Origin of the sequence: Pseudomonas sp. Irchel s3h17 (genome assembly GCF_900187505.1) — a bacterium.
Taxonomy (GTDB): Bacteria; Pseudomonadota; Gammaproteobacteria; order Pseudomonadales; family Pseudomonadaceae; genus Aquipseudomonas.
This window is the reverse complement of the sequence record NZ_FYDL01000004.1, coordinates 77,441-97,238: the sequence shown is the minus strand read 5'-3', so window position 1 is coordinate 97,238 and position 19,798 is coordinate 77,441. Positions and strand designations below refer to the sequence as shown.

At 59.9% G+C, this 19,798-nt stretch carries 22 protein-coding genes; 3 read left to right on the top strand and 19 right to left on the bottom strand.

What is annotated here, in order from left to right; translation table 11 throughout:
• Nucleotides 1–31: 31 nt before the first annotated feature.
• The 4 genes from CKW25_RS06480 to minC all read right to left on the bottom strand — a co-directional run bounded on the left by CKW25_RS06480 (nt 32) and on the right by minC (nt 2,829).
• Complete coding sequence (locus CKW25_RS06480; protein ID WP_071553988.1) at nt 32–667, bottom strand: RluA family pseudouridine synthase; 636 nt, start codon at nt 665–667, stop codon at nt 32–34.
• A 158-nt stretch (nt 668–825) separates the two neighbouring features.
• Nucleotides 826–1,080: a cell division topological specificity factor MinE gene (gene minE, locus CKW25_RS06475; protein ID WP_095078363.1), complete on the bottom strand. Its 255-nt coding sequence runs from the start codon at nt 1,078–1,080 to the stop codon at nt 826–828.
• A complete protein-coding gene (gene minD / locus CKW25_RS06470) occupies nt 1,080–1,892 on the bottom strand; it encodes a septum site-determining protein MinD (RefSeq protein WP_095078362.1) in 813 nt (270 codons plus the stop codon). Before minD ends, minE begins: the two co-directional genes overlap by 1 nt.
• 199 nt (nt 1,893–2,091) lie before the next feature.
• Nucleotides 2,092–2,829 (bottom strand): septum site-determining protein MinC, encoded by a 738-nt coding sequence (gene minC / locus CKW25_RS06465; protein ID WP_095078622.1) that lies wholly within the window; start codon nt 2,827–2,829, stop codon nt 2,092–2,094.
• A gap of 119 nt (nt 2,830–2,948) precedes the next feature.
• Between minC and CKW25_RS06460 the strand changes: the two genes are divergently transcribed.
• A complete protein-coding gene (locus tag CKW25_RS06460) occupies nt 2,949–3,881 on the top strand; it encodes a lipid A biosynthesis lauroyl acyltransferase (protein WP_095078361.1) in 933 nt (310 codons plus the stop codon).
• Nucleotides 3,882–3,927: 46 nt separating this feature from the next.
• Nucleotides 3,928–5,100 carry a patatin-like phospholipase family protein gene (locus CKW25_RS06455; protein WP_095078360.1) on the top strand — a complete coding sequence of 391 codons (1,173 nt, stop codon included), beginning with the start codon at nt 3,928–3,930 and terminating at the stop codon, nt 5,098–5,100.
• Nucleotides 5,101–5,160: 60 nt separating this feature from the next.
• Here the strand turns inward: CKW25_RS06455 and CKW25_RS06450 are convergent, their stop codons facing one another.
• The 8 genes from CKW25_RS06450 to puuE all read right to left on the bottom strand — a co-directional run bounded on the left by CKW25_RS06450 (nt 5,161) and on the right by puuE (nt 13,327).
• A complete protein-coding gene (locus tag CKW25_RS06450; protein ID WP_095078359.1) occupies nt 5,161–6,015 on the bottom strand; it encodes a pirin family protein in 855 nt (284 codons plus the stop codon).
• A 210-nt stretch (nt 6,016–6,225) separates the two neighbouring features.
• Nucleotides 6,226–7,011: an outer membrane protein OmpK gene (locus tag CKW25_RS06445; protein WP_095078358.1), complete on the bottom strand. Its 786-nt coding sequence runs from the start codon at nt 7,009–7,011 to the stop codon at nt 6,226–6,228.
• A 384-nt stretch (nt 7,012–7,395) separates the two neighbouring features.
• Nucleotides 7,396–8,181, bottom strand: a complete 786-nt coding sequence (locus CKW25_RS06440) for an outer membrane protein OmpK (protein WP_095078357.1) — start codon at nt 8,179–8,181, stop codon at nt 7,396–7,398.
• 615 nt (nt 8,182–8,796) lie between these two features.
• A complete protein-coding gene (locus CKW25_RS06435; RefSeq protein ID WP_095078356.1) occupies nt 8,797–10,098 on the bottom strand; it encodes a urate hydroxylase PuuD in 1,302 nt (433 codons plus the stop codon).
• A gap of 51 nt (nt 10,099–10,149) precedes the next feature.
• Nucleotides 10,150–10,653: an ureidoglycolate lyase gene (locus CKW25_RS06430; RefSeq protein ID WP_008005655.1), complete on the bottom strand. Its 504-nt coding sequence runs from the start codon at nt 10,651–10,653 to the stop codon at nt 10,150–10,152.
• Nucleotides 10,654–10,802: 149 nt separating this feature from the next.
• On the bottom strand, nt 10,803–11,798 hold the full coding sequence (gene alc, locus CKW25_RS06425) for an allantoicase (RefSeq protein ID WP_095078355.1): 996 nt from the start codon (nt 11,796–11,798) through the stop codon (nt 10,803–10,805).
• Between the two features lie 90 nt (nt 11,799–11,888).
• The gene (uraD, locus tag CKW25_RS06420; protein WP_095078354.1) at nt 11,889–12,404 is read right to left on the bottom strand and encodes a 2-oxo-4-hydroxy-4-carboxy-5-ureidoimidazoline decarboxylase; all 516 of its coding nucleotides are present in this window, start codon (nt 12,402–12,404) and stop codon (nt 11,889–11,891) included.
• A complete protein-coding gene (gene puuE, locus CKW25_RS06415; protein ID WP_095078353.1) occupies nt 12,401–13,327 on the bottom strand; it encodes an allantoinase PuuE in 927 nt (308 codons plus the stop codon). Before puuE ends, uraD begins: the two co-directional genes overlap by 4 nt.
• 435 nt (nt 13,328–13,762) lie before the next feature.
• Here puuE and uraH point away from each other — a divergent pair, with 435 nt between their 5' ends.
• Entirely contained in the window at nt 13,763–14,116 is a 354-nt protein-coding gene (gene uraH, locus CKW25_RS06405) for a hydroxyisourate hydrolase (RefSeq protein ID WP_095078352.1), read from the top strand.
• Nucleotides 14,117–14,265: 149 nt separating this feature from the next.
• Here uraH and CKW25_RS06400 read toward each other — a convergent pair whose 3' ends face one another.
• The 7 genes from CKW25_RS06400 to CKW25_RS06370 form a co-directional block, all read right to left on the bottom strand.
• Nucleotides 14,266–14,892 (bottom strand): LysE family translocator, encoded by a 627-nt coding sequence (locus CKW25_RS06400; protein ID WP_095078351.1) that lies wholly within the window; start codon nt 14,890–14,892, stop codon nt 14,266–14,268.
• Between the two features lie 97 nt (nt 14,893–14,989).
• The gene (locus CKW25_RS06395) at nt 14,990–16,339 is read right to left on the bottom strand and encodes an NCS2 family permease (RefSeq protein ID WP_095078350.1); all 1,350 of its coding nucleotides are present in this window, start codon (nt 16,337–16,339) and stop codon (nt 14,990–14,992) included.
• A gap of 634 nt (nt 16,340–16,973) precedes the next feature.
• A complete protein-coding gene (locus CKW25_RS06390; RefSeq protein WP_095078349.1) occupies nt 16,974–17,345 on the bottom strand; it encodes a glutathione S-transferase N-terminal domain-containing protein in 372 nt (123 codons plus the stop codon).
• Between the two features lie 103 nt (nt 17,346–17,448).
• The gene (folE, locus tag CKW25_RS06385; RefSeq protein WP_095078348.1) at nt 17,449–17,994 is read right to left on the bottom strand and encodes a GTP cyclohydrolase I FolE; all 546 of its coding nucleotides are present in this window, start codon (nt 17,992–17,994) and stop codon (nt 17,449–17,451) included.
• Between the two features lie 77 nt (nt 17,995–18,071).
• Entirely contained in the window at nt 18,072–18,629 is a 558-nt protein-coding gene (locus CKW25_RS06380; protein WP_095078347.1) for a Smr/MutS family protein, read from the bottom strand.
• Nucleotides 18,630–18,704: 75 nt separating this feature from the next.
• The gene (locus CKW25_RS06375; protein ID WP_095078346.1) at nt 18,705–19,025 is read right to left on the bottom strand and encodes a hypothetical protein; all 321 of its coding nucleotides are present in this window, start codon (nt 19,023–19,025) and stop codon (nt 18,705–18,707) included.
• Between the two features lie 131 nt (nt 19,026–19,156).
• Nucleotides 19,157–19,747, bottom strand: coding sequence for a cysteine hydrolase family protein (locus CKW25_RS06370; RefSeq protein ID WP_095078345.1), 591 nt, complete (start codon nt 19,745–19,747; stop codon nt 19,157–19,159).
• Nucleotides 19,748–19,798 lie beyond the last annotated feature (51 nt).

Below are 19,798 nucleotides of genomic sequence, written 5' to 3'. Positions count from 1 at the left end.
CGATGGGTTCCACGAGCAAGGTTCAAGGCTCTTAGAACGGTGCCGGGCACTCAAAGCGCAGGCGTTCGCCACTTTGCGGGTGGGTAAAGCTGAGCATGCTGGCATGCAGGCATAACCGCGGCCAGGCCGCCAGGGCCTGTGGGTGGGCATAGAGCCCGTCGCCCAGCAGTGGATGACCGATGGACAGCATGTGTACGCGCAACTGGTGCGAACGGCCGGTGATGGGGGTCAGTTCCACGCGACACCAGTCGCCACAGCGCTCCAGCACGCGCCAGAAGGTCAGCGCATGTTTGCCGAACTCATGATCCACCACATGCCGTGGCTTGGTCGGCGGGTCGTAGCGCAGTGGCAAATCGATGCTACCACTGTCCAGTTCCGGTTGGCCCCAGCACAGCGCGGTGTAGGCTTTTTCGGTTTCACGGTCATGAAACTGCCGAGACAGTTCGCGATGGGTATCCGGGTCGCGTGCCAGCAGGATGATCCCTGACGTTTCCCAGTCCAGTCGATGGACAATGCGGGCTTCCGGGTAGCCATTCTCTTGCAGGCGGGTGATCAGGCAGTCCTTGTTGTCATCGGCGCGACCGGGCACCGAGAGCAGCAGGGTAGGCTTGTTCACCACCAGTACGGCGGCGTCCTGATGGATGATGCGGATATTCGACAGCGGCATTAAAACAGCCTCGTAACAAACGTGTGGGAGCGGGCTAGCCCGCGAAGAGGGCGGAACATCCAACATCAATGTTGATTGTACCGACGCCTTCGCGGGCAAGCCCGCTCCCACATTAGATCAGCAGGTGTTCTAACTGCCGTGGCTCCAGCCGGATCGACTCAGCGATCTGGCAGGGTGATATTGAGTTCCAGAATCGAGCAGCTGCCCTGGTTTTCCAGTGCGACGTGCACATCATCGGACCCGATATTGACGTACTTGCGGATCACCTCGACCAACTCCTTCTGCAGGGCTGGCAGGTAATCAGGGGAGCTGCGTTGGCCGCGTTCGTGCGCCACGATGATCTGTAGACGCTCTTTCGCTACCGATGCGGTGTTTACTTTTTTGTTGGCACGAAAGAAGTCAAAAAGATTCATTATCTACCTCCAAACAGACGCTCGAAGAATCCCTTCTTCTCGACATCAAGGAACCGGTGTTCGCGGTCTTTACCCAACAGGCGATCAACGGTATCGCTGTAGGCCTGGCCAGCATCGCTCTGGTCATCGAGGATCACCGGAATCCCCTGGTTGGATGCCTTGAGCACCGCCTGGGATTCTGGGATCACGCCGAGCAAGGTCACCGAGAGGATGTCCTTGACGTCTTCGACGCCGAGCATTTCGCCCTTGCTCACGCGCTCTGGATGGTAACGGGTGATCAGCAGGTGTTCCTTGATCGGCTCTTCGCCTCTTTCGGCGCGACGGGACTTGCTGGCCAGCAGGCCCAGCATGCGGTCGGAGTCACGTACAGAGGACACTTCCGGGTTGGTCACGACGATCGCTTCATCGGCGAAGTACATGGCCAGGTGGGCACCTTTCTCGATACCGGCCGGGGAGTCGCAGACCACGAACTCGAAGTCTTCCTTGAGTTGCATCAGGACTTTTTCCACGCCTTCGACGGTCAGCGCGTCTTTGTCGCGGGTCTGGCTGGCGGCCAGGACGTAGAGGTTCTCAAGGCGCTTGTCCTTGATCAGGGCCTGCTGCAGGTTGGCTTCGCCGTTGACCACGTTGACGAAGTCATACACCACACGACGCTCGCAACCCATGATCAGGTCGAGGTTACGCAGGCCGACGTCGAAGTCGACGATGACTGTTTTGTGACCACGCAGAGCGAGGCCGGTACCGATAGCGGCGCTGGTGGTGGTTTTACCCACACCACCCTTGCCGGATGTAACCACGAGAATCTTGGCCAAGGTGTTTTACCCCTAAGGAAAAAGGACTTTTAGCCCCGAAAAACATCTCTTGAAAACTACTGCAGTCGGACAGCCTTGGCTGGAATTCGGCCTGGGGCGGGGTTTACCTCCGGTAAACACAGCCTTGTGCCTTTTTCCTACTTCGTTTGAGCCGTTTTCACTACGTTTTAGAGATGCTTGGAAAATGCGGCAGTATCCGTTAAAGCCGAATGATGTTCAACACGTCGCCCGACAGGCTGACTTGTACGCCAGTGCCCCATAGCGGATCACGGCGCAGGTCCTCGGAAACCTTGTAATGGCCGGCGATGGACAGCAGTTCAGCGCTCATTTGCTGACAGAAAATCCGTGCCTTGGTGTCACCTTTTACACCGGCCAGCGCACGACCGCGCATCGGGCCGTATACATGGATGTTGCCATCGGCGAGAAGTTCCGCCCCCGGGCTGACCGAGGAAACCACTACCAAATCGCCACCCTGGGCGTAAATCTGCTGGCCACCCCGTACTGGCGAAGTGATGATTCGCGTCGGTTTGACCGTGGGCTCCGGCGGTTTTTCCGGTTTTTTCCTGATTTCGCCTTCCAGCGGGTCGAGCGGCCGTTCGCGGGCGCCGGACGGTGGCAAGACTGGCAGGTCGACCGCAATCGCCGCCGCAATGTCTTCGATGCGGCTGGCGCGGATGGCCAGTGTGCGCAGGCCATGCTGGCGACAAACACGCATCAGCGCGGGCAGGTCCACGGCGCCTTCGCTGGCCGGGAGCTTGTCCAGGGCCAGCACCAGCGGGGCATTGCTGAAGAAGTTGGGGGCCAGAGCAACCTTCGCCGCCAGTTGACGGTCGAGGTTTTCCAGGTCGTTGCGGGCCAGTTCCAGCACCGTAATGGCGAGCATGCTGCCCTTCAACTGGAACACGGGATCTTGGTCTAGCGGGTCGGTTTGGCTCATGGTCGGCATAAAACGGCTTGTCACTAAAAGTGCCGAGACTTATAACGAGAACGCCCGCAGGCCGCAAGCCGGGTCGAACCGTTGTAGAATGCGCGGCCATTGTCTTTCCGGAATCGTTAATGGATCGCCCGCAATTTCGAGCTGCATTTCTTTCGCCACGCTTTTGGCCGCTATGGTGCGGTCTAGGGCTGCTGTGGCTGGTCGTTCAGTTGCCGTATCCGTGGTTGCTGCGCATCGGTCGCGTACTCGGTGCCGGTATGTATCGGGTCGCGGGTGACCGCCGCCGCATTGCCAAGCGCAACCTTGAGTTGTGTTTTCCGGAAAAAACACCGGCCGAACGCAAGCGGTTGCTCAAGGAAAACTTCGCCTCCACCGGTATCGCCTTCTTTGAAATGGCCATGAGTTGGTGGTGGCCACGCGAGCGTCTGGCGCGCCTGTCCCACATCGAAGGCCTGGAGCACCTCAAGCAGGCTCAACGTGAGGGCCGGGGAGTCATCCTGATGGCCCTGCACTTCACCACCCTGGAAGTCGGTGCGGCCTTGCTCGGCCAGCAACACACCATCGACGGCATGTACCGCGAACATAAAAACCCGCTGTTCGATTTCATCCAGCGTCGGGGCCGCGAGCGGCACAACCTCGACTCGCTGGCCATCGAACGCGAAGACGTGCGTGGCATGTTCAAGTTGCTGCGCTCGGGCAGGGCGATCTGGTACGCACCGGACCAGGATTACGGCGCCAAGCAGAGTATCTTCGTGCCCTTGTTCGGGATCATGGCGGCCACGGTTCCGGCCACCAGCAAGTTCGCCAAGCTGGGCAAGGCGTTGGTGGTGCCGTTCACCCAGGAGCGTCTGGCCGATGGCAGTGGTTATCGCCTGGTGATCCATGCGCCGTTCAGCGATTTCCCCGGGGAAAGCGACGAAGTGGATTGCATCCGCATCAACCAGTGGATCGAACGCGCCGTCAGTGCGTGCCCGGAGCAGTATCTCTGGGCTCACCGACGCTTCAAGAGCCGCCCCCGAGGCGAGCCGAAACTGTATGACAAGCGTGGTTGAGCCGACCCCGCCGGATTGAAGCCCCCTGGCGCCATGGAGTGTTGCGATGAGTTCAGCTGAGCCGGTTACAGGACTGATTCTTTCCGGCGGTGGGGCTCGTGCGGCATATCAGGTGGGTGTGCTGGCGGCCATTGCCGAATTGCTGCCTCCAGGGGCAGCCAACCCGTTTCCGGTGATCGTCGGCACGTCGGCCGGGGCCATCAATGCGGTGAGCCTGGCCAGCGGGGCGACGGACTTTACCGCGGCGGTCGAACGCCTGACCGCATTCTGGCAAGGCTTTCGCAGCCGACAGGTGCTGCGCAGCGACTGGCCAGGGGTGATCCGCCAGGCCAGTCGCTTTGTCATTCACAGCTTGCTGGGGATCGGTGCCAAGGTCCCGGTGGCACTGCTCGACAGTTCACCGCTGCGCGAACTGCTCAACGCCAAGCTGGACCTGTCCGGGATCAACCAGGCCATCGCCCAAAAGCAATTGCACGCCGTGGCGCTCACCGCGTTCGGCTACGAGTCCGCGCAGGCCGTGACCTTCTATCAAGGGGGACGAAGCATCGATGCCTGGCTGCGCCATCGACGCATCGGTGTGCCGACGCAATTGACCGTTGATCATTTGCTCGCCAGTTCGGCGATCCCGTTGTTGTTTGCCCCGGTGAAAATCGAAAGCGAGTATTTCGGCGACGGGGCCGTGCGGCAGTCGGCCCCCATCAGCCCGGCGTTGCACCTGGGCGCCAACAGGGTGCTGGTGGTGGGGGTCAGCGGCAATCCGCGCGGTGTCGACCCGGATAACCCCTTGCAACGCACCTACAGTGGACAGCAGCCGTCGCTGGCACAGATCGGCGGGCACATGCTCAACAGTACGTTCATTGACAGCCTGGAGAGCGACATCGAGTTGCTGCAGCGCTTGAACCAGTTCAGCCATGTGATGCCCCCGGGCAGTTCGGCCCGCAAGCTGGGGGTGGCGCCCGTGGAGGTGCTGGTGATTGCGCCGAGCCAGCCGATCGACGAGATCGCCGCGCGTCACCGCCAGGAGCTGCCGGCGGCGTTGCGCCTGTTCCTGCGCGGGCCGGGTGCGACCAAGACCAGCGGTGCCGGGGTGTTGAGTTATTTGCTGTTCGAATCCGGATATTGCAGTGAGCTGATCGAGCTTGGCCGGCGCGATGCCTTGGCCAAGCGCGATGAGTTGTGCCGGTTTTTGCGGCTGCAGGAGCCTGCCATCCCGGCTTGAGTACGGTGTGCGGCCATCGCTAGCTGGCTCGCGATGGCCCGGTTGCAGGCGTGGAATACCTCAGGCAGTCAGTCGGTCATCACGAAAGTCCCGGAGTGCCTGTTCGATCTCGTCCCGGGTATTCATCACGAACGGCCCGTACTGCACGATCGGCTCACCCAGTGGCTTGCCAGCCATCAACAGCACGCGTGCTCCTGACTGGCTGCTCAGGTGTACTGTCCCTTTATCCGACAAACGGACCAGTTTACTGGCGCCCACACTGTGCGGATGACCCGGCAGTTGGATGCTGCCTTCATAGACATACAGCAGCGCCCGATGCCCGTCCGGCAGTTCTGGCGTGATGTGGCTGCCGGCTGGCAGGTGTAAATCGAGGTAGTGGGGTTCAGTGTCTGGCCGTTGTACCGCGCCAGCCTGTTTGACTGCACCCTCTTCGAACAGGCCTGCGATCACCACCACCTCGACACCTTGCGCGGTTTTCACGCGTGGCAGCTCGGCCGGTGGAATGTCGCGATAACCGGCCGGGTCGAGTTTGTGCTTGCCCGGCAAGTTCAGCCACAGTTGGAAGCCACGCATCACGCCTTGTTCCTGCTCCGGCATTTCACTGTGGATGATGCCTTTGGCCGCCGTCATCCATTGCACGCCACCGCTTTGCAGCAAACCGACGTTGCCCAGGTGGTCTTCATGGCGCATCCGGCCTTCGAGCATATAGGTCACGGTTTCGAAACCACGGTGTGGGTGAGGTGGGAAGCCCGCGATATAGTCGTCGGGATTTTCCGAGCCGAATTCATCGAGCATCAGAAACGGATCGAAGCGTTCGACCCCCGGGCCACCGAAGACGCGAGTGAGTTTGACCCCGGCACCATCAGAGGCGGGTTGGCCGGTGTGCAGGCTGAGTACTGTGCGAAATGAAGTCATGGGTGCAATCCCTTGAAAGAGTGGAATGGCTGCATGCTATGCCAGTCATATCGATCAATGGTTGCGAATTTTGTGATGGTTTAATCAGTTTTTTAGATGTAGATCATTCCCGCGTAGCGCAGGGGAATGATCCATCACCGCCGGCATGGCCCCTTGCACTCGATGCGCTTGTGCAGGGGGCGGCCGGAGACTCGATCTGGCTGAACCGGATCAGAAGTGCACTTTCACCAGGAAGCTGGTCACGCTCTGGTCGGTCTTGAAGCCTTGGCTGTCTTCGATACCGTACTTGTTTTTCCAGTAGTCGTATTCGACACCCACGTACAGCTGTTTCTCGCCAAAATGCAGCGCCTTGCCCAGGTCGTACTTGATCTGTGGGTTGAAGTGCAGGTTGGCGTGGTATTCGCCTTTGTCGTTCACGTCGTTGTCGACCACCCAGTCCATGAAGCCGTCGATCAGTACGTCAGAGCTGCCCATTGGAATGGTGTAGGACCAGACCGGAGTGACCTGCCAGACATCGTCACCCGGGCGGTCGCCTTCGGTATGGCGGTTGTAGAAGTTCAGCTGGAAGTAGTCAAAGCCCGGAATCGCCAGGTCGAAGCCTGGACCGATCAGGTAGGACTCGGTGTCGTCTTCGCCAAACTCATAGGTCATGGCCAGCAGGACGTCCTTGATCGGGCCGAATTCGAATTTCTGGTCGAAGATCTTGCCGAACGACAGGCGCGGCTGGAGTTCGCCGTAGTGGCTGTTCTCACCCGCGAAGGCATCCTCTTTACCGTTGTAGAAAATCTTGTCAATGAAGAAGAAGTTGTCGCCGTACTTCCAGGCATCGGCGTGCTCGAACGTTACGGTCTGCTGGATACGCGGGTTGACTTGAAAGTCTTTGCCGTAGAGATAACTCAGGCTGTTGTTCTGCCATAGCAGCAGATCTTCGGCCATTGCCTGGCCCCCTGCCAGCAAGGATCCCGCGAGCATCAGGCTAGCGCACATACGTTTCATTCGGTTGCTCCCAAAGTAGGTGGTTCCACGTTTTTTTTGTCAGACGGCGCTCTGGTGTGGCGCCTTTTCTCGATGCTGCAAAAATCATCCAATCGATCAGCTTCAGAGCGCCCGGCAAATGCTGGGCCAAGGCTTTTAAAAAGCAAAAGAACGCCAGCCCGGCTGTTCGAAAACAGTCGGTCAAGCGTCCATTCGGCGTTTAGTTGACTCTGCCTCGTGACCGTCCAGGGCCGGGATAAGTTGGCTTTCTGGTCAGGATTTTGATCCGGGCTTTTTTTTAGACCAGATTCAGACGGCCGCGGAGAATACTGGCTCCCGCGCCATGGCTCAAGCGCCTCGCAACGGAGCACCGATAACAGGCCTGGGGCATCGTTGCGGGCCATTCTAGAAGTGCACCTTGACCAGCAGGCTGGCGGTGTTTTGGTTGGTGTCCAGGTTCGAGCTGTGCTCGACGCCGTACTTGTCTTTCCAGTAGCTGTACTCGGCACCGACATAGAGCTGTTTCTCGCGGCCGTTCAGCGCCTTGCCCAGGTCGTACTTGATCTGTGGATTGAGGTGCAGGTTGGCGTGGTACGTGCCGCGCGAGTTCTGGTCGTTGTCCACCACCCAATCGAGGTATCCGTCGATCAGGACGTTGGAGCGGCCGACAGGGATGGTGTAGGACCAGGTCGGCGTAATCTGCCAGACGCCGTCGCCGGGGCGCGGGCCTTCGGTCTGGCGGCGGTAAAAGTTCAGCGTGACGTAGTTGAAGCCGGGTACGGCGAGGTCGAAGCCCGGGCCGATCAGGTAGGCCTCGCTTTCGCCTTCGCCGTATTCATAGGTCATGGCCAGCAGCACGTCCTTGATCGGGCCGTATTGCAGTTTCTGGTCGAAGATCTTGCCCGCGGACAGGCGTGGGCTGAACTCGCCGTAAAAGCTGTGGGGACCTTTGTTGGGGTCTTGCTGGCCGTTGTAGAAAATCTTGTCGACGAACAGAAAGGTGTCGCCGTACTTCCAGCGGTCGGCGTGCTCGAAGGTCACCGTCTGCTGGATCGAGGGGTTGATCGCAAAATTCTTGCCGTACAGATAGCTCAGGCTGTTGGTCTGCCACAGCAGCAAGTCCCCGGCCATGGCCTGGGTAGTTGCGAACAGTGTGCCGCTCAAGAGCAGGCTTGAAGGTGTACGTAGCATGGTGTTGCTCCCTGATTATTCTTATTTTTAAAGCGCAGGCAGCTGCCGACTGCGACCGGATCGGCTGCCGGTCTGCCTGTCATGCGTGTACGTCGTGTTGCGGGTCGAACGGTGAAAGGGCGGCCATTGCGTCGCCCGTCGATCGGTCAATGGGCGTTTGCGTGACAATCGTTGATGGCCGCGCGTTCGCTCCCACCGAGAATGTTGAACAACAGGTTCAGCGTCAGCGCGCTTCGGGTGACAGGGACATGCAACACCTCGGATCTTTTTGTTCTTGTGATTGAACAGCGGCGGCGGTGCGAGCCGCTGTCTTTGCATCATTTCTTGTGGCGAGGGAGCAAGCTCCCTCGCCACAAAAGCCCGCTAATCACGCAATGCTGTTCAGTTAACGATAGGGCTGCTCAATACATCCCCCCGTGGCGAGCGAGCTTGCTCGCGCTGGGCTGCGCAGCAGCCCCAAAAACTATCGCCGAGTTCGTTCAGAAAGACCGCAGTCACTTTGTTGGGGGCGCTTCGCGCCCCAGCGCGAGCAAGCTCGCTCGCCACGAGTCTCTCACTCGCTTCAAGCGTTTCTTAACTGAACAGCATTACGCTGATCACGGGCTTTTGCTGCATTTATTGGGTCCGCGCCCCCTGTGCGATCCAGGCGCCGATCAGGTCACGTTCCTGCTGGGTCATCTGGGTGATGTTGCCCAGTGGCATGATCTGGGTGGCCACGGCCTGGGCCTGAATGCGCGCGGCGTTCTGGCGGATCTGTTCCGGGGTATCGAACATCACGCCAGCCGGTGCCGCGCTGAACAGCGGGCTGGTGGGCTTGGCCGAGTGGCAGACCGAGCAACGTTCCTGAATCACGCTGTGCACCTTGTCGAAGGCAGGACCTGTGTTGGATGCCTGGGCGGGTGCTGGCGCAGGGGCGGCGGCCGGTGCGGTTTCAGCGGGTTTTGCGCCACCACCGACAGCGGTTTCCGGCAGCGGCTGGTACTCGATCTTTGCCGCAGACTTGGCCACGTCGGGGTTGATCATCGGCGCAGGACCGGTGACGTACGCCAGGCTGATCATGCCCACCGCTGCCACCGGCAGGGTCCAGGCAAACTTGTGGCTGTCGTGACGGGTGTTGAAGTAGTGACGTACCAACACGGCCAACACTGCGATCCCGGCCAGGATCAACCAGTTGTACTGGCTGCCGTAGGTGCTCGGGAAGTGGTTGCTGATCATGATGAACAGCACCGGCAAGGTGAAGTAGTTGTTGTGACGCGAACGCAGCAAGCCTTTGGCCGGCAGGGCCGGATCCGGCGTGCGGTTCTCGGCAATCGCCGCTACCAGGGCACGTTGCGCCGGCATGATGATGCGGAACACGTTGCCGACCATGATGGTGCCGATGATGGCGCCAACGTGCAGGTAGGCACCCCGTCCACTGAACACTTTGCTGAAGCCGTAGGCGGCGGCAATGATCAGTACGAACAGGATGCCACCTAGCAGGGCAGGGCGTTTGCCCAGGGCCGAGTCGCACAGGAAGGAGTAGACGAACCAGCCGACGAACAGCGAGCCGAGACCCAGCAGTACGCCTTCGGGACCGCTCAGGCTGCTGCCAGGGGCCAGCAGGTACAGGGTCGGGTTGGAGTAGAACACCACGCACAGCAGCGCGATCCCCGATAGCCAGGTGAAGTAGGCTTCCCATTTGAACCAGTGCAGGTTGTCCGGCATGGTCGGTGGAGCCAGCTTGTATTTTTCCAGGTGGTAGATCCCGCCACCGTGAATCGCCCAGAGATCGCCGGCCAGGCCGTTCTTCGGGTTGACCCGGTTGAGGTTGTTTTCCAGCCAGACGAAATAGAACGACGCGCCGATCCAGGCCACGCCAGTGATCATGTGAACCCAGCGTACGCTCAGGTTCAGCCATTCCAACAGATGTGCTTCCACAGTCTTTACCTCTCGCCCGTCTCTCTGTTGTCGAGTGATCGGACTCTTCTCTTATTGGTGGGGGGCAAGGATCAAACGCTCATCCTCTTTGAAAAAATGCTCATCGCAGTTATTGCCTGTGCCACTGCGATCAACCACCAGGAAGTCATCCCGCTTTTCGATCGTCAGCACCGGGTGGTGCCAGACGCCGCGATGGTAATTAATGCCCTGCCTGCCGTTGGTGACGAAGGCGCGGACCAAGCCTGATACAGGTTCATCGCCAAGTGGCGCGACCACGATCAGAAAGGGGTTGCCGAGCAGCGGAATGAAAGCCTGGCTGCCCAGCGGATGACGCTCCAGCATGCAAACGGTCAGCGGCATGTCCTGCGCGTCGGCGCGGAAAATGCTGATGATCGCGTTGTCCTCCGGCGTAGCGGTTTCCACCGTCGCCAGTTTGTGGAAGCGCATGGTCGAACCGTTGTTGATCATGAAGTGATCGCTGCCGTCGGTTTCGATGACATCACCGAAAGGGGCGAAGGCTTCTTTGGTCAGCGGTTCAATCGTCAATGTGCGCATGCTGTTCTTCTTACCTTGAATTCGTTGTTGTCTGTTCTGCTGTTTGTGGCGAGGGAGCTTGCTCCCGCTGGAGTGCGCAGCGCTCCCGTTTTTTTGGGGCCGCTTCGCAGCCCAGCGGGAGCAAGCTCCCTCGCCACAGGGTTCTGCGCTTATTTAGCGACCTTGCCCAAAACACGCAGGCGGCTCACACCACCGTCCGGGAACACGTTCAGGCGGATGTGGGTGATCGGGCCCAGGGCCTTGATCTGCTCGGCGAAGGTGTGTTCGGCGTGCATTTCCAGCTTCTGGCTTGGCAGCAGTTCACGCCAGAACAGCGACTGGGTTTCGATCTGGCTGTCGGTACCGCCCTTGACGAACGCGCCCTGGATCGAGCAGGTGTCCGGGTAGTTGCCCTTGAAGTGCAGGGTGTCGACGACGATTTTCTCGATCTCGCCCGGATGACCCAGCGCGACGATGACCCAGTCATTGCCCGGGGTGCGACGACGGGCGGTTTCCCAGCCATCGCCCATGTTGATGCCACGGCCCGGGTTGAGGATGTTGCTCATGCGGCCGAAGTGTTCATCGGAGCAGGCCAGGGCGCGACCACCGTTCAGGGCGGCAGCCAGGTCAACCTGTTCGTTGTCGCCCACCGCCGACCAGTCGCGGAACGGAACGCCATACACGCGCAGACGGGCTACGCCACCGTCCGGGTAGATGTTGAAACGCAGGTGGCTGAACGCCTGGTCGTTGTTGATTTCGTGGTAGTGGTGGCTGTTGCCTTGCAACTCGACGGCCGACAGCACTTCAACCCACTGGGTGCTTTCGTTCGGCTCGCCGCTCGCCAGGAAGCAGGCTTCCAGGGAGGCAGACGGCGGGAAGTTGCCGGTGAAGAATGAAGTGTCGATGTCCACGCCCTTGATCGAGCCCGGTACGCCCAGGCGGATCACCGCGCTGTCGTAGCCTTCGAAGCGCTTGCGGCGCGACTCCCAGCCGTCCATCCACTTGCCGTTGTCGTCGAACACGCCCTCCTTCCAGACGGCCGGGGTCGGTTGGAACAGACGGTTGGCGTCTGCGAACCAGTCATCGGTGACCGAGATGATTTTGGTGCCCAGGCGGGCGTCGGCCAGGTTGACGAACTTCTCGAAAGGTACGGCGTAAGCTTTCATTCTTCTTGTCTGCCTTTAAGTAAGTGGCTTGGGATGCTTGCAGGGCCCGGAGTGAATTCGGCGTTCATGAATTCACAAAGGCCAGGCTTGCTATAGGGTCAGTAATCGGAACAGGGCGATCTTGTTGATCTCCGCCAGCGCGCATTTGAACTCGATGTCGACCGGGTTGTGGATGCGCGTTTCGAACGCTGCGAGGATCTGATGCCGGTTGCTGCCTTTTACCGCCATGATGAAGGGAAACTTGAACTTGGCTTTATAGGCGTCGTTCAGCTCGGTGAAGCGCTGGAACTCATCGCTCGAGCATTGGTGGATACCGGCGCCGGCTTGTTCGTTCGTGCTGGCTTCGGTCAATTGGCCCTGGACGGCCGCACGGCCTGCCAGGTCCGGGTGAGCGTTGATCAGGGCCAACTGGCGGTCATGATCGGCGCTCAACAGGATGTCGCTCATACGCTGGTGCAGGGTTTCGATCTCGTCGATCGAAGCGTCCTGGCCCAGGTCGAACGCCTTTTCGGCGACCCATGGCGAGTGTTCATAGATATCGGCGAAGGCGTTGACGAACGCGTCGCGGCTCAGGGTCGATGGCTTCAGGGTTTGGAAGTGGCTCATTGTGCAGGCCCTTGGTACGGGTGGGTTGCTTGCCAGTGACGAGCGATGTCAACGCGACGGCTGAACCACACCTGTTCATGACTTCTAGCGTATTCGAGAAAGCGCTTGAGCGAGGCCAGGCGCGCCGGACGGCCGATCAGGCGGCAGTGCAGGCCGATCGAGAGCATTTTCGGGGCCTCGGCACCTTCGGCGTACAGCACGTCGAAGGCGTCCTTGAGGTATTCGAAGAAGTCGTCGCCCTTGTTAAAACCCTGGACCTGGGTAAAGCGCATGTCGTTGGTGTCCAGGGTGTAGGGGATCACCAGGTGCGGCTTGCCGGTCGGGTTGTTCGGTTCCCAGTAGGGCAGGTCGTCGTCGTAGGTGTCGCAGTCGTAGAGGAAACCGCCTTCTTCCATCACCAGCTTGCGGGTGTTGGGGCCGGTGCGACCGGTGTACCAGCCCAGCGGACGCTCGCCAGTGATTTCGGTGAGGATGCGGATGGCTTCGAGCATGTGCTCGCGCTCTTGCGCTTCGTCCATGTACTGGTAGTCGATCCAGCGGTAGCCGTGGCTGCAGATTTCGTGACCGGCCTCGACCATCGCGCGGATCACGTCCGGATGGCGCTGGGCGGCCATGGCGACGGCGAAGACGGTCAGTGGAATGTCGAATTCCTTGAACAGTTTCAGGATCCGCCAGACGCCGGCACGGCTGCCATACTCGTACAAGGATTCCATGCTCATGTTGCGCGCGCCTTGCAACGGCTGCGCCGAGACCATTTCCGAGAGGAAGGCTTCCGACTCCTTGTCACCGTGCAGGATGTTGCGCTCGCCGCCTTCCTCGTAATTGAGCACGAAGGACAGGGCGATGCGGGCATTGCCCGGCCAGTGTGGGTGGGGAGGGTTACTGCCGTAACCGATCAGGTCGCGTGGGTAATCAGCGCTCACTGCAGTCTTCCTTCTTGTTCGAGTTTGCTTATTCGCGATAAGGGTGGTGTGGCGGCCTGGTGGTGAGGTGGCAGGCTGGCGTCACAGCGATGGTGTGATTGTATACAACTTTATATTGACTTTGTAAGCCTGATTTTTTGCATTTTTCATCAACGGCTTTCTCCAGAGGCTTCTGCAAGAAACCTGCCTGAGTGGTCAGCTATTGGACGGGGGGTCGTTGCAATACAGGGTCTGGCGGATGATTGGTACGAAAGCCAGGTGGGTCGGGGTGCGTAGAAATATGTCGTTTTTATTGTGTACAATTTTTTTGAAAAGTGTCTTAATCAGTCGCTCGCCGCCGCTTTCGGTGCTCCGAAAGGGTGCGGTCTCCTTTTTAACTGACTCCGGGAGGCGCGAAGCCTGGCTGCCGTGCACGCAGGCAGGCGCGCAGAATCAATGGGACGTTTGACTACACACGTTTTGGACGCAGCACACGGTTGCCCGGGCAGCTCGATCAAGGTCGAGTTGTACCGCGTTGAAGGTTCGCAGCTGGAATTGGTCGCCAGCGCACTGACCAACAGCGACGGCCGTTGCGATGCGCCCTTGTTGCAAGGCGATGACTACCGCTCCGGGGTCTATCAGCTGCAGTTTCATGCGGGCGACTACTACCGCGCTCGCGGTGTACAGCTGCCGGAACCTGCGTTTCTGGATGTGGTGGTGCTGCGCTTCGGCATCTCGGCAGAGCAGGATCACTACCATGTGCCGTTGCTGATCTCGCCGTATAGCTATTCGACCTACAGAGGAAGCTAGATCTCCCCCAAGAATCTGCGCAAAAAGCTTCTTTGGTCTTTCGCCCGCTCACACTGCGGGCTTTTTTTCGTCCTTGAGAAATGGGCTTTCTGGTCTGGCGTCTTCGCGGGCAAGTCGACGATCCGACTTGTCCGCGATGTTTCTGCTCTTTAGCGGCTCAACAACGAAGCAGCACCTGCTCCGCTGAACAACCCGGCACTGACCCGGTTGAACCAGCTCTGGCCCTTGCCGCTCCGCAGGTAGCGCGCCGCGCCGTGGGCACCCAGGCCGTAGGCCAGCTTGCAGCACAGGTCGAGCACGGTCCAGGTAAGGATCATGATCAGCAACTGCGGCAGGAAGGGTTGTTGTGCCGTGAGGAACTGCGGCAGGAAGGCGGCAAAGAACAGGATGTCCTTCGGATTGCTCGCGCCCAGTACAAACGCGCGTCCGAACAGCGCCCGAAAGCGCGGGACCGCTGCCGCTTGCGGGACTTCAGTGGCGTGAGCCGGTTGCCGTGATTGCTGCCAGCTCTGCCACGCGAGGTAGAACAGGTACAGCGCACCGACAATCTTCAGGGCGCTGAACAACTGCTCCGACGCCAGCAGCAGGGCGCCGAGGCCCAGCGCCGATGCGCTCAACAGGCAGATCGAGGCGAACACCCCGCCGAGAAACGCCGGGTAGGAACGGCGCAAGCCGTAATTCAGGCTGTTGCTGATCATCAGCAACGACAAGGGGCCCGGGATCAGGATGACCACCAGGGCAGCGCCGCTGAACAGCAGCCAGGTTTCCAGACTCATTACTTTCCTCCATTTATGCAAAAGCCCCACCCGACCGGGTGAGGCGTTTAAAGCACCAGGCTGCGGGTGTTTCGCCGCAGCCGACGGTGCGTCCTACCTACAAGAAAATGAACTTGGCGATGAAAATCGCGCACAGGACCCACAGGCTGACCGAGATTTCCTTGTGTTTACCGGTACCGGCCTTGAGCACCACGTAGGTGATAAAGCCCAGGGCGATACCATCGGCTACCGAAAAGGTCAGCGGCATCATGATTGCGGTGACGATCGCTGGAATGCTGTCGGTGGCATCGCTCCATTTGATGTGCTCCATGCCGCCCATCATCAGCATCGCCACATAAATCAGTGCGCCAGCGGTGGCGTAGGCGGGAATCATCCCGGCCAGCGGTGCGAAGAACATGGCAGCAATAAATAGCACACCGACGGTCACTGCGGTAAGACCTGTCCGACCACCCGCGGCCACGCCCGCGGCACTTTCCACATAGCTGGTGACCGGTGGAACTCCGACCACCGCACCAAATACGCTGGAAGCACTGTCGGCCTTCATGGCGCGGGAGAGGTTTTCGATCTTGCCGTCTTCACCGACCAGATTGGCGCGCTGGGCCACGCCCATCAGGGTGCCGGCGGTGTCGAACATGTGCACGAAGAGGAACGCCAGCACCACGCTGATCATGCTGACGTTGAACACGCCGGCAACGTTCATGGCCATCCAGGTCGGGGCCAGGCTGGGTGGCGCGGACATGATCCCTTCGTAATGCACCAGGCCCAGGCCCCAACCGGCCAGGGTCACAGTGATGATACTGATGAGGATTGCACCGAATACGCGGTGGTAGCTCAGCACCGCGATCATCAGGAAGCAGATGGCCGCGAGCAGCGGGCCAGGCTCGCGCAGGGAGCCGAGTTTGATCAAGGTCGCCGGACTGTCGACAACGATGCCGGCGGTCTTCAAGCCGATCAGCCCCAGAAACAGGCCCACACCGGCGCCCATGGCGAAGCGCAGGCTCACCGGAATGCTATTGAGCAGCCATTCACGGATCCGGGAGAACGTCAGAATCATGAACAACACACCGGACACGAACACTGCGCCCAGTGCGGTTTCCCAGTTGTAGCCCATGGTGCCGACCACGGTGTAGGTGAAGAATGCGTTCAAGCCCATGCCCGGTGCCAGGCCAACCGGCCAGTTGGCGTACAGGCCCATCAGCAGGCAACCGAGTGCCGCGGCGATGCAGGTCGCGACGAAGGCTGCACCGTGGTCGATCCCGGCATCGGCCATGATGTTGGGGTTGACGAAAATGATGTAGGCCATGGTGATGAAGGTAGTAAGACCTGCAATCAGCTCGGTCTTCACCGTGGTGCCATGCAAGCTGAGTTTAAACAGACGCTCCAGCCAGCCAGTGCGTAAAGGCGGCGAGAGATCCAGCGTCGATGCTTCGGATTTGCGGCTTTCCACAGCGAGTACTCCTCAAGAGTTTTATTGTTATTTCCAGAGCCGGACACGCAAGGGGGGCAGCGGCTCTTTGAGGTACTTGCGAATTTGTTGACTATAAGGTCAGGAACTCGCACGAAGCGAATTATGCTTTTGTATACAAAGAAAGCAAATAATGTTTTTGATTTTGTCGACGAGAAGTTTGGCAATAGGGATATATCGCCGATCTAGACGTGTTTGCTGTGGGGGCGGGCGGCGCTTCGGTGCCCGCGAAAGCGCCAGAACAGGCGTCAGAAATGCTCAGTCTTTCGATGCTGGTGTTTTCCCCGGCGCCAGGCCCAGGCTGCGCAAGCGGCCTGGGGGGGAGGGCGGAAACGAAAAAACCGGCCAACGGGCTAATGCCGATCAGTTAAGTCAAAGACCAGCCGAACACAGAACCGTGGCGAGGGAGCTTGCTCCCGCTGGGGCGCAAAGCGGCCCTCTTTTGGGGCTGCTACGCAGCCCAGCGGGAGCAAGCTCCCTCGCCACGGGTTTCGTGTTCGGCTTTGTTTTCTTAACTGAATGGCATTAGGCCAAAGGGCCGGTTTATTGTTGTCTGAAATGTGCGGTGACCGTGCCGTCCGGCCGATTCCGCAGGCGTCAGTGCAGCACAGTGCTATCAGGCTGTCGCAAATCGCTTGTCCAGATACTCGATGATCACCTTGGACTCGTACATCCAGGTGGTCTGGCCGTTTTCTTCGATACGCAGGCACGGCACCTTGATCTTGCCGCCTTGATCCAGCAGGGCCTGGCGATCCTGCTCGTTGTTCTTCGCATCACGCAGGGCCACCGGCACATTCAGGCGGCGCAGGGTGCGGCGGGTTTTCACGCAGAACGGGCAGGCGTGGAACTGATACAGGGTCAGGCCTTTGGCGGCTTGCTCGACCTGGGCCTGAGCGGCAGCCGGGCGCTGCTTCTTGCCAGGGCGGGTGACGAAATCGATGAAGATGATCAACTGGCCGAGGCCGACACGAAGCGCTTTGACTAACACGGGACAAGCCTCACGGGGTGAAGAGGAAAGGCGCGCAGCTTACCTGATTTTTCGCAGGTGAAAAAAAACCGGCGATGAATGCCGGTTTTCTTCGTGCCGCGCGTTACTTGATCAGGCTGAGAAACTCGCTGCGGGTGGCCGCGTTTTCGCGGAACTCACCGAGCATCACCGAGGTGATCATCGTCGAGTTCTGTTTCTCCACACCGCGCATCATCATGCACATGTGCTTGGCCTCGATCACGACGGCAACACCCAGGGCACCAGTAACCTGCTGGACCGCATCGGCGATCTGGCGGCTGAGGTTTTCCTGAATCTGCAGGCGGCGGGCGTACATATCGACGATCCGCGCGACTTTCGACAGGCCCAGCACCTTGCCACTCGGAATGTAGGCGACATGCGCCTTGCCGATGAAAGGCAGCAGGTGGTGTTCGCACAACGAGTAGAGCTCGATGTCCTTGACCAGCACCATTTCGCTGTTGTCGGAGCTGAACAAGGCACCGTTGGTGACTTCTTCAAGCGATTGTTCATAACCGCGGCAAAGGTACTGCATGGCTTTGGCGGCACGCTTTGGCGTGTCGAGCAGACCTTCGCGGGAGACGTCCTCGCCCAGCTGGCCGAGGATCGCCGTGTAATTCTGTTCCAGGGACATGAAACTACCTGTGGGATTTTACGCAAAGGGCAAGGGTACGGTGGCCGGCACGGCGCTGCAAGCGCGACGCGTCAGCTTTACTCGTCGCGACCTTCCATCATGGTGCGCTTGAGCATCACATAAACCGCTCCGGCGCCGCCGTGTCGGGCCTGGCAGGAGGTGAAGCCAAGCACTTGCGGATGCTGGCGCAGCCAGGTGTTGACATGACTTTTGATCATCGGCCGTTTGCCGTCCAGGCGGACAGCCTTGCCGTGGGTCACGCGCACACAGCGGATTTCGAATTTTGTCGCTTCGGCGAGAAACGCCCAGAGTGTTTCGCGGGCCTTTTCGACGTTCATGCCGTGCAGGTCGAGGCTGCCTTCGAACGGGATCTGCCCGATCTTGAGCTTGCGCATCTGGCTTTCCTGCACTCCGTCACGCGCCCACATCAACTCGTCTTCCGGGCCGACGTCGATCACGAACTGGTCGGACAGGCCGTCTACCGCGGCAACGTCGGTACGGATGGTCGCCGCCTGACGCAGCTTGGCAATCTGCGCGCGGTCAGCCTTGGGTTTGCCGGTTTCGGCGCGATCGTGCTTGATCGGCTTGACGCCTTGGATCGCGCTTTTGAACAGGGAAAAATCGTCGTCTTGCATGTCAGCCTCCGCGAAGGGCGGCCAGTTTACCCAAGTCGAGGTGAATCGGGCGCGTCAAAACGCAGTGGGCGCGACTCAATCATGTTTTTTCATCAAGTGCGGCGCGATGTTCAGCCCGTTGGGTTGACGCATCCGGCGCCGGCAGCGGCGCCACAGTGCAACGCCTGCGTAGAGCAGGAACAGGCCCAGCCCGAGAATCACCGCCGCGCCCACCGGGCTGGCGTTCAGTTCACCCAGTGCGGGTGGGTGGCCCAACAGGCTGGCGGCACCGGCCATTGCCAGCAGCACGCCGAACGCGGCGAGCAGGGCAGAGAAGGCTGCGGCGATGCGAAAGCGCCAGTTGCGCGGACCCTTGGGTCGCAAGCGGCGAGCGTCAAATCCATCGGATATCTTCATTCCGATCTTCCTCAATGGGTATCGGCCCTTCGACCGGGAGATGACCGGGTGGTTCCTGAGGCTAATTCAATTATAGGGAATGAGAGGCCTTTGTGGATGAGCGGCGCCAAGGGCCGCTCATTCCAGGGCGATCAGATCAGGTCTTTGGTCAGCGCCAGGGTGGCGAAGTTGTCAGCCATGATTGCCATTTCGGTCTGCTGAACGTGCTCGGCACTCAGTACGCCGCCTTTGAACGGCAGGTCCCGGGTGGCGCAGGCATCTTCGACCAGGGTGCAGCGAAAGCCCAGGTTCTTGGCGGCACGCACGGTAGTGCTGACGCTGGAGTGACTCATGAAACCGCACACGATCAGGTCCAGGGAACCGAGGTCTTGCAGGCGCTTTTCCAGCGGCGTGCCGTGGAACGCGCTCGGCAGCAGTTTGCCGATGATGGTTTCGTCGGCCAGGGGTTCCATCCCGGGAATGAACTCGCCGCGTTCGCCCTGCGGGTCGAACAGGCCACCGACAGTGCCCAGGTGACGGACATGCACGATCGGCCGACCGGCGGAGCGGGCGGCCGCAAGCAGTTGCTTGATGTTGTCGACGGCAGCATCCATGCCGGACAGGGCCAACGGGCCGCTAAGGTACTCTTTCTGGGCATCGATGATCACCAGCGTCGCGTGGGCCAGGTTGGCTGGCGCGTAACCACGACCGCTGAGTTGAAACATCGTCTTTGGAACGGACATTCTGGGGCTCCTTCGAGTGGGGCTTTTGCGCCATTGTCCTCTGGCAGAGCG